Source organism: Aliivibrio sifiae (genome assembly GCF_002954715.1).
GTDB lineage: Bacteria > Pseudomonadota > Gammaproteobacteria > Enterobacterales > Vibrionaceae > Aliivibrio > Aliivibrio sifiae.
The window spans coordinates 940712-948921 of the sequence record NZ_MSCP01000002.1 but is presented as its reverse complement, the minus strand read 5'-3'; the positions used below and the strand labels follow the sequence as shown (position 1 = coordinate 948921).

The following is an 8210-nucleotide window of genomic DNA, read 5'->3' as shown; positions in this document are numbered from 1 at the left end:
GAAAATCTTGGCAAAGCAGTTCTTTTCCAAGTTGACCAAGCCGAAAGTAAGCACGCACAACAATCGCATCAACACGATTTATTACATTCGGCGTTCTGGGTTTGTCTTGGGTTTCGTGATTAAGGCGGTTAAATTCAGGTTGGTTTGCATGGTAATAAACGTGTTATGCCAGCGTTATACCGTTAAAAGGAGAAGTTGACATGGAATTAGTTGTACCATCATTGGAATTGGAGTCAGAATTCTTAGCTTTCTTCGAGGATTATATAGCCAACGACATTAGTAATATTGAATCCTACTTATTGGGAAAAGAGGATTTTTCTTCGTATATTCAAAGTTTAACTGATGAAAGTAACGGGATTAACTTACGTGAAGGTTTTGTCCCATGTAGCCACTTTTGGCTAATTAATGATAATCAGTCTATTTTGGGTGTGGTTCGTATTCGTCACAATATAAGTAATGAGTTTCTGGCACTGGAAGCTGGTCATATTGGTTATGATATAGCACCGTCATTCCGTCGAAATGGTTATGGAAAATCGATACTCAAATTGGCTTTAACCAAAGCTAAAAAACTTGTGCTTAATCGAGTGCTATTAACTGCTGACGAAGACAATATAGCTTCACGAAAAATCATAGAAAGTAACGGTGGTAAATTTGGAAATATCGTAATGGGTAAGGTCTTTCCAAATCCATTAGCAAGGTATTGGGTACGCTGTTAGAAACGGTATAACAAAGCAATCAACACGATGCTAATTACACTCGGCATTCGCGGTTTAGAGTATAATTGGTTTGGTAATTAAGGCGTTCGCACGTGTTATTGCGGCGTTATGGTAATTTTTGTGACATTTCCTGTGTGGTTTTTGGTAGAGCGTAAACTGTTTTTAATTTAACCTCTTAGCGGTAAGAAATATTATTAATTGGACAAGAATAGAAAGGGATAGCAATGATTCGTAATTTCTACAACTGTGATAAAGAAGTTGATAACAATAGCCATGACGGTGTTGGGTCTATTGATATTTACCGTGCATTTAGACGTAAAGATTTTGATGGTGCTTGGGATTTTGCTATTCGTGTCATTATGCCGCCAGGTAGTTCAATGGGGGAGCATTCTCACGAAGATGATGAAGAAATGTATATAATCCTCAAAGGTGAAGGCTCAATGATTATTGAGGGTGAAACTAAACGAGTTATTGCTGGCGATATGATTGTGAATAAACGTTTTGGTACTCATGGCTTATTAAATGATTCTGCCGAAGACATTGAATTGCTAATCATCCAAGCAAGTTTAAAGTAACTGTTATATTGCTCATTTCAGTTAGGTGCAAGACAATCACCATAACAATCGCATCAACACGATTTGCTACATTCGGCATTCTAGGTTTCTTTGAGTTTACCGTATTAGGTGGCAAATTTGAGCTTAATCTGCATAGTAGCAAACGTGTTATGCAGGCGTTATGCCTACGAATAAAAAAGGAAGTTAATGTTTAAAATTGATACGGATAATCTTATTTTACGCGATATGATGCCTGAAGATGAAGCGTACTTTGTTGCTATGTCTCAAGACACCAAATATCAACGTTTTTATAATGAGTCAGATTGTGATCCCGATAAATATAAAAAACTGACAAAATTGTTTATTGAACAATCAAATGAAAGTCCGAGGCATTCGTTTCAATTAGCTATTGAGGATAAAAATAGTGGAGAGTTTATTGGTACGGTTTGTTTGCGCTTAGAATCTGATTTTCAGGCATCAATTGGTTGTGGTTTATTGAAAAAGCGCCAAGGTTCAGGTTTAATGCAAGAGGCTGCAATTGCATTAGCAGATTTTGGTTTTCGTGAATTAAACGTTCATCGACTGTACGCAGAAACAATTAGTAAAAATGCAGCAGCAATTAAATTGTGTGAATCACTCGGTATGCAGAAAGAAGGTCATTTTCGTGAGCATCGATTTTTTAAAAACCAATGGTGGGACACTGTAGTTTTTTCAGTCTTACACACTGAGTGGGTAAAGGCATAACAAATGCATCAACACGATTTGCTACATTCGGCGTTGTCAGTTTGCCTTTAGTTTCAGTGATTAAGGCAGTAAAATTCAGCTAGGTCTGCATGGTAGCAAACGTGTTATGCAGGCGTTATGTTTAAGGGGAATAAAGTGGATTGGGAATCAGTTTTTAAAATTATCGTGGCATCAATTACATCTGTAGGTTCTGCGGGATTGATTTTTTTTGGACTTTCGTCTTGGCTTGGGAAAGTATGGGCGAATCGTATCTTGGAAACAGAAAAAGGATTACAAGCTAAATCACTTGAATCTATGAAGTATGAATTAAATATACTTCAAGAGAAGTTACTTAACTCGCATAATGATAAAGTTGCTATTTATAGAATGGGAATTGATACGGTGGCTGATTTATTAGCTTCATTCGATTTCAATTATGATGGCAATAATTTGTCAACCGAAGACTCCAAAATCGCCTTGAAAGCATTTAATCAACAAAGATTAAAGTTATATGGCTATTTAGCAATGCTAGCACCTCAAGAGGTTATGGATGCACAAGATAATTTAGTCGATAAACTATTTATAATTGCGCATGGTAATGCCCCTTATGACTGGAAAGCTATTCGTGTTTTAGTTTTAGAGTTAATTAATGCAATGAGAAATGATGTAGGGATTGATACTAATAGTATTAGTTATAATGGTAAGCTTTAAACATAACAATCGCATCAACACGATTTGCTACATTCGGCATTCTAGGTTTCTTTGAGTTTACCGTATTAAGTGGTAGATTTGAGCTTAATCTGTATGGTAGCAAACGTGTTATGCAGGCGTTATACGAATAAGGTGGATACAAGGATGACCGAAACAGAACGGTTAATACTAAAACCAGTAATGATTGAGGATATTGATATCTATAAGCAAATTATGTCTTGCCCATTGATGAGCCAATATCTTCCAAAATCGGCACCTTATAATAATGATGAAATATTTCAGCATGTAGTTAAAAGAATGGATCATTGGAAACAGGGTTTTGGCTCTTTTATTGTTTATTCAAAAGTTAACCCAGAGGTTAAGCTTGGCTATGTTGGTGTAGAAACCTCGCCAAACGTTGAATGTAGTGATATTAGATATGGCTTTATGCAAAACGCACAAGGAAAGGGTTATGCATATGAAGCTGCTAACGCTGTTTTAGGGTTTACATTTGGGTTGGGTAATCATCAGAAGATATATGGTGTGGCAGTAAAAGATAATATCCCATCAATTAAAATCCTAGAAAAATTAGGAATGGAAATTGATGAATCAGTAGTTATTTATAATGATGAGAAGTTAGTCACTCTATCTGTTGAGGAATTCGTATAACAAAGCAATCAACACGATGCTATTACACTCGGCATTCGCGGTTTAGAGTATAATTGGTTTGGAAAGTAAGGCGTTCGCACGTGTTATTGCGGCGTTATAACCTCAAGAGGAAATCATGGAATTAGAGACTTTTGAACATAAGGACTATGATCAGCTTACTGCCTGGATAGATAGCGAAAAACTTTGTTATTTATGGGGCGGGCCAGCTTATAAATATCCTCTTACTCATGAACAAATTGACATTCATTGTAAGCAGCCACAGGTGTTTCCATTTCTATTTACTGTTGAGAATAATCCTGTTGGTTTTGTGGAGCTTTATCAAGTTTCAGTTAATGAATTTCGTATCTGCCGCGTATTTATCTCACCTGAATATCGAGGCCAGAGTTTAGCTCAAACCATGCTACAGCTACTTATTGAAAAGGCTCAGGTTAATTACAAAGCTAATTTATTGACATTAGGTGTTTTCAGTCACAATAAATCAGCTATTTCATGTTACGAAAAACTGGGTTTTGTAGAATTTGAGCAGGTAACTAATAGCTTATCATTTGATGGTGAGAGTTGGGATTTGTCACGCATGGAAAAACGGTTATAACAAATGCATCAACACGATTTGCTACACTCGGCATTGTCAGTTTGCCTTTAGTTTCAGTGATTAAGGCGTTAAAATTCAGTTAAGCCTGTATCGTAGCAAACGTGTTATGCAGGCGTTATATTCACAAAGCTTAAAAATTAAATCCGTATTAGCTCCGTACAATTTGCACTTTGGTCGTTTAAATCTTATACTCAGGTTAATTACGGAATCACTCCGTACAATTGGAGGTTTTATGGCTACAGCAAGACTTGATATCCGCTTGGATGAAGAAATCAAAGCTAAGGCTGAGAAGGCATCAGCTTTACTTGGTTTAAAAAGCTTAACTGAATACGTTGTTCGTTTAATGGACGAAGATTCAACTCAGGTGATTTCTGAGCATGAAAGCATCACTGTTGAAGCCAATGTATTTGATCAATTCATGATTGCTTGTGACGAGGCTAAAGCTCCGAATAAAGCATTACTTGAAGCGGCTGCATTTACTAAAAGTGGTGAGTTTAAGTGAGTTATTCCAAGACTTTCAAAGAATTGGATAAATCACAACACGATAGAGCATCATTTGACTGCGGTGAAAAAGAGTTAAATGATTTTATCCAAACTCAAGCCGCTAAACATATGCAAGCAGGTATCAGCCGCACTATGGTTTTGCCTGCTTCTGTGCCACTGCCAAATCAAAAATATCCAATTTGTTCATTTTATAGTATCGCGCCAAGTTCAATTAGCCGTGATACGTTGCCACAAGCTATGGCTAAAAAATTACCACGCTATCCAATTCCTGTTTTCCTTTTAGCTCAACTGGCAGTTCATAAAGAATTTCATGGAAGTGGGTTAGGTAAAGTTAGCTTAATCAAAGCTCTCGAATATCTTTGGGAAATTAACTCTCACATGAGAGCTTATGCCATTGTTGTTGATTGTTTAACTGAACAAGCAGAATCCTTCTACGCAAAATATGGTTTCGAGGTTCTTTGTGAAATCAATGGTCGTGTAAGAATGTTCATTCCGATGAAAACAGTCGGTCAGTTATTCACTTAGACGTAAGAGTGAATATAACAAATGCATCAACACGATTTGCTACACTCGGCGTTGTCAGTCTGCCTTTAGTTTCAGTGATTAAGGCGTTAAAATTCAGCTAAGTCTGTATAGTAGCAAACGTGTTATGCAGGCGTTATACGAACTCTGAGAATGTAGTTTTTTGGTTCAGTTCAGCGATTGAGCCGTTAGTTTTTTAGGCGTGAAAGTAGGGTGGTTTTTCTTTTTCTTTGTTGCCTTTTGGTGTTCGTTTCATCAGGTTCGGCATTGAACTATTATTGCCCCAAATTCAGGCGTTTCAGAAACCAATTTACGCTTCAATTGTTCTTTGGTTATGCCTCATTTTAGCCAGCATCAGTGTTTTCCTCGTAGAATTTTCAATCCCAATTGTGGTTAGGATATTTGGTTTATAAGATCATAATTTGCTGAAACCAAATCGTACAAATGGCGTAAGAAAAAGGGATTGTTTCGTTTCACAATTATTGCTGTTGATTGGATATTTTGCTCGCTTAATTGAGCCAGTCTAATTAAACTCAGTTTACAGCAAATCTTGGTAAATCAGTTCTTTACCAATTTAAGCGGAGCGAAAGCAAGGCTCGTATAACAAAGCAATCAACACGATGCTATTTACATTCGGCATTCGCGGTTTGGAGTGTAATTGGTTTTGTAAGTCGGTCTTTCGCACGTGTTATTGCGGCGTTGTGCGTACTGAGTCCGAAATTTTTTGCACGGTTCCTCAATAGAAACGAGACTTTTGTAAACGCTATTTGGCTATCACAAATTCTCTTCTTTGTTGCCTTTTTGTGTTCGTTTCATCAGGTTCGGCAATTAAGCATTGTCGGCCTAAATTCAAGCGTTTCAGAGGCTATTTTACGCTTCAATGGTTCTTTGGTATTGCCTCATTTTAGCCTGCATTCGTGTTTTGCTCTCAGCATTTTCAATCCCAATTGTGGCGAGGATATTTGGTTTATCAGTTCCAAATCTGCTGAAACCAAGTCGTTCAAATGGTGTAAAAAATGTATCTGTTTTCCATTTACTTTATCTCGCAATTTAAGAACATTTTGTTCGCTTAATTGGCGTCGGTAAATTAGAATCAGGGCTTAGAAAATTTTGGCAGAGCAGTTCTTTACCAAGTTGGCCAAGCCGAAAGTGAGTACGCACAACAATCGCATCAACACGATTTATTACATTCGGCATTCTGGGTTTGCCTTGGGTTTTGTGATTAGGGCGGTTAATTCAGGTTGGTTTGCATAGTAATAAACGTGTTATGCAAGCGTTATGCGAATAGAAGATATAAGGAAATATTATGGAAGTTGTAGTTAAGGAAGCTCATAAATCAGATTATCCAAATCCAATTTCGTTTAACAAAGGCGAGTCTTTAATTCTTGGCCATCTTGATACTGAATTTATTGGTTGGATCAGAACGATAACTACCGATGGAAATGAAGGTTGGGCACCAGTTGATTATATTGAAATGGCTCAATGTAAAACTAAAGGAATAGCCAAATGTAATTACAATGCTTTTGAACTCGATACTCAAATGAGTGAATCATTAACGGTTTTATCTGAGCTAAATGAATGGTTTCTTGTTGTAAATACTCGTGGCGAGAAAGGTTGGGTTCCGGTACAAACTGTAGGTATCGCATAACAAAGCAATCAACACGATTTATTACATTCGGCGTTGTAGGTTTGTCTTTGGTTTAGGTGTTTAAGGCAGTAAAATTCAGCTAAGTCGTTGTAGTAATAAACGTGTTATTGCGGCGTTATACGAACTCTGAGAATGCAGTTTTTTGGTTCAGTTCAGCGATTGAACCATTAGCTTTTTAGGTGTGAAAGTAGGGTGGTTTATCTTTTTCTTTATTGCCTTTTGGTGTTCGTTTCATCAGGTTCGGCATTGATCTATTATTGCCCCAAATTCAGGCGTTTCAGCGGCTAATTTATGCTTCAATTATTCTTTGGTTATGCCTCATTTTATCCAGCATCAGTGTTTTCCTCGTAGAATTTTCAATCCCAATTGTGGTTAGGATATTTAGTTTATCAGTTCCAAGCTGGTTGAAACCAATTCGTACAAATGGCGTAAGAAAAAGGGATTGTTTCGTTTCACAGTTATTGGCGGTGATTGGATATTTTGCTCGCTTAATTGAGCTAGTCTAATTAAACTAAGTTTACAGTAAATATTGGTAAATCAGTTCTTTACCAAGTTTATCGGAGCGAAAGCAAGGCTCGTATAACAAAGCAATCAACACGATGCTATTTACATTCGGCATTCGCGGTTTGGAGTGCAATTGGTTTTGTAAGTCAGTCTTTCGCACGTGTTATTGCGGCGTTATGAGCTAAATTAGGTACATTGGAGAATAAATGGAATATCTAAATAATCCTGCGAAACGGGTATTAAATCTCGTAAATCAGGTAAAATCTAAAAATGATAGTGTAACTATGTCTGTTGCATGGGGTGAAGTGTTTGGTTTAGATATTAATGTTGTCAAAAAAGATCCTCATGAAGTATATAGTAAATTGATGCTAGTTCGTAAAGAAATTGAGTTGCTTGAATCTTTAATGCAACAAACAAGTTTTAGTAGAAATCTCTATCAACCATATTTGGATCGAGTTAAGAGTACAATTTCAGTAAATAATCTTTCAGCGACGTGGACTAGCTATAAAAATAATTTGAGCACGGATACGATATTAGCATTAAGGTATTGTAGTGAAATACTAGAAGATGAAGATGCAGTTGATAAAGATGAGCTGGAATCAATTTTAAACTCAGTAAGGGCATTAAAGGAAGAGATTGAAACTAGTTCGCTTTCTCCTGGAATGCATGATTTTTTAATTAGCCAACTAGATATTATTGAAAGTGCAATTCAGAGTTATCCAATTACAGGTGGCTCAGCACTCAAGAAGGCTTTTTCTCAAGGATTTACTGATTTAGCTTCGAGGGTAGATGATATTTCTGAAAGTACTGACGATGATCATGATGAAGCATCAAAAGTGGCTACGGTTTGGGGTAATTTAAAAACGGCTAGTAAAGGTATTGCTGAGACTGATCGTATGGCAAATGCACTGATTGGATTATATGATAAAGGACAGAATGTCGCTGAACCACTATTGAGTCTATTCTCTGGCTCATAACAAATGCATCAACACGATTTGCTACATTCGGCATTCTAGGTTTCTTTGAGTTTACCGTTTTAAGTGGTAAATTTGAGCTTGATTTGCATAGTAGCAAACGTGTTATGCAGG

The 8210-nt window shown here is 36.9% G+C and carries 11 protein-coding genes; 10 read left to right on the top strand and 1 reads right to left on the bottom strand.

Features of this window, described 5'->3' with window-relative positions; genetic code table 11:
* The first annotated feature begins 200 nt into the window (after positions 1–200).
* The 8 genes from BTO23_RS15495 (at position 201) to BTO23_RS15455 (ending at position 4973) form a co-directional block, all read left to right on the top strand.
* A complete protein-coding gene (locus tag BTO23_RS15495) occupies positions 201–716 on the top strand; it encodes a GNAT family N-acetyltransferase (protein WP_105063956.1) in 516 nt (171 codons plus the stop codon).
* A 224-nt stretch (positions 717–940) separates the two neighbouring features.
* Positions 941–1291 carry a cupin domain-containing protein gene (locus tag BTO23_RS15490; RefSeq protein ID WP_019823146.1) on the top strand — a complete coding sequence of 117 codons (351 nt, stop codon included), beginning with the start codon at positions 941–943 and terminating at the stop codon, positions 1289–1291.
* 186 nt (positions 1292–1477) lie between these two features.
* The gene (locus BTO23_RS15480; RefSeq protein WP_105063954.1) at positions 1478–2014 is read left to right on the top strand and encodes a GNAT family N-acetyltransferase; all 537 of its coding nucleotides are present in this window, start codon (positions 1478–1480) and stop codon (positions 2012–2014) included.
* 135 nt (positions 2015–2149) lie between these two features.
* On the top strand, positions 2150–2704 hold the full coding sequence (locus BTO23_RS15475) for a hypothetical protein (RefSeq protein WP_105063953.1): 555 nt from the start codon (positions 2150–2152) through the stop codon (positions 2702–2704).
* A gap of 144 nt (positions 2705–2848) precedes the next feature.
* Complete coding sequence (locus BTO23_RS15470) at positions 2849–3352, top strand: GNAT family N-acetyltransferase (RefSeq protein WP_170066758.1); 504 nt, start codon at positions 2849–2851, stop codon at positions 3350–3352.
* Positions 3353–3467: 115 nt separating this feature from the next.
* A complete protein-coding gene (locus tag BTO23_RS15465; RefSeq protein WP_105063951.1) occupies positions 3468–3944 on the top strand; it encodes a GNAT family N-acetyltransferase in 477 nt (158 codons plus the stop codon).
* Positions 3945–4176: 232 nt separating this feature from the next.
* Positions 4177–4446: a type II toxin-antitoxin system TacA family antitoxin gene (locus BTO23_RS15460; RefSeq protein ID WP_005423939.1), complete on the top strand. Its 270-nt coding sequence runs from the start codon at positions 4177–4179 to the stop codon at positions 4444–4446.
* Positions 4443–4973 (top strand): GNAT family N-acetyltransferase, encoded by a 531-nt coding sequence (locus BTO23_RS15455; protein WP_012551863.1) that lies wholly within the window; start codon positions 4443–4445, stop codon positions 4971–4973. The genes BTO23_RS15460 and BTO23_RS15455 overlap by 4 nt, the downstream gene beginning before the upstream one ends.
* Before the next feature lie 1047 nt (positions 4974–6020).
* Here the strand turns inward: BTO23_RS15455 and BTO23_RS21395 are convergent.
* Positions 6021–6167: a hypothetical protein gene (locus BTO23_RS21395; RefSeq protein WP_170066757.1), complete on the bottom strand. Its 147-nt coding sequence runs from the start codon at positions 6165–6167 to the stop codon at positions 6021–6023.
* Positions 6168–6276: 109 nt separating this feature from the next.
* Between BTO23_RS21395 and BTO23_RS15450 the strand changes: the two genes are divergently transcribed.
* Complete coding sequence (locus tag BTO23_RS15450; protein ID WP_105063950.1) at positions 6277–6618, top strand: SH3 domain-containing protein; 342 nt, start codon at positions 6277–6279, stop codon at positions 6616–6618.
* A 710-nt stretch (positions 6619–7328) separates the two neighbouring features.
* Positions 7329–8099 (top strand): hypothetical protein, encoded by a 771-nt coding sequence (locus tag BTO23_RS15445; protein ID WP_105063949.1) that lies wholly within the window; start codon positions 7329–7331, stop codon positions 8097–8099.
* Positions 8100–8210 lie beyond the last annotated feature (111 nt).

Excerpts from the sequence above, each read along its gene's own strand:
- BTO23_RS15465 (WP_105063951.1), top strand. The coding sequence starts at position 3,468 with ATGGAATTAGAGACTTTTGAACATAAGGACTATGATCAGCTTACTGCC.
- BTO23_RS15490 (WP_019823146.1), top strand. The coding sequence starts at position 941 with ATGATTCGTAATTTCTACAACTGTGATAAAGAAGTTGATAACAATAGC.
- BTO23_RS15445 (WP_105063949.1), top strand. The coding sequence starts at position 7,329 with ATGGAATATCTAAATAATCCTGCGAAACGGGTATTAAATCTCGTAAAT.
- BTO23_RS21395 (WP_170066757.1), bottom strand. The coding sequence starts at position 6,167 with ATGCCGAATGTAATAAATCGTGTTGATGCGATTGTTGTGCGTACTCAC.
- BTO23_RS15450 (WP_105063950.1), top strand. The coding sequence starts at position 6,277 with ATGGAAGTTGTAGTTAAGGAAGCTCATAAATCAGATTATCCAAATCCA.
- BTO23_RS15480 (WP_105063954.1), top strand. The coding sequence starts at position 1,478 with ATGTTTAAAATTGATACGGATAATCTTATTTTACGCGATATGATGCCT.
- BTO23_RS15460 (WP_005423939.1), top strand. The coding sequence starts at position 4,177 with ATGGCTACAGCAAGACTTGATATCCGCTTGGATGAAGAAATCAAAGCT.
- BTO23_RS15495 (WP_105063956.1), top strand. The coding sequence starts at position 201 with ATGGAATTAGTTGTACCATCATTGGAATTGGAGTCAGAATTCTTAGCT.
- BTO23_RS15470 (WP_170066758.1), top strand. The coding sequence starts at position 2,849 with ATGACCGAAACAGAACGGTTAATACTAAAACCAGTAATGATTGAGGAT.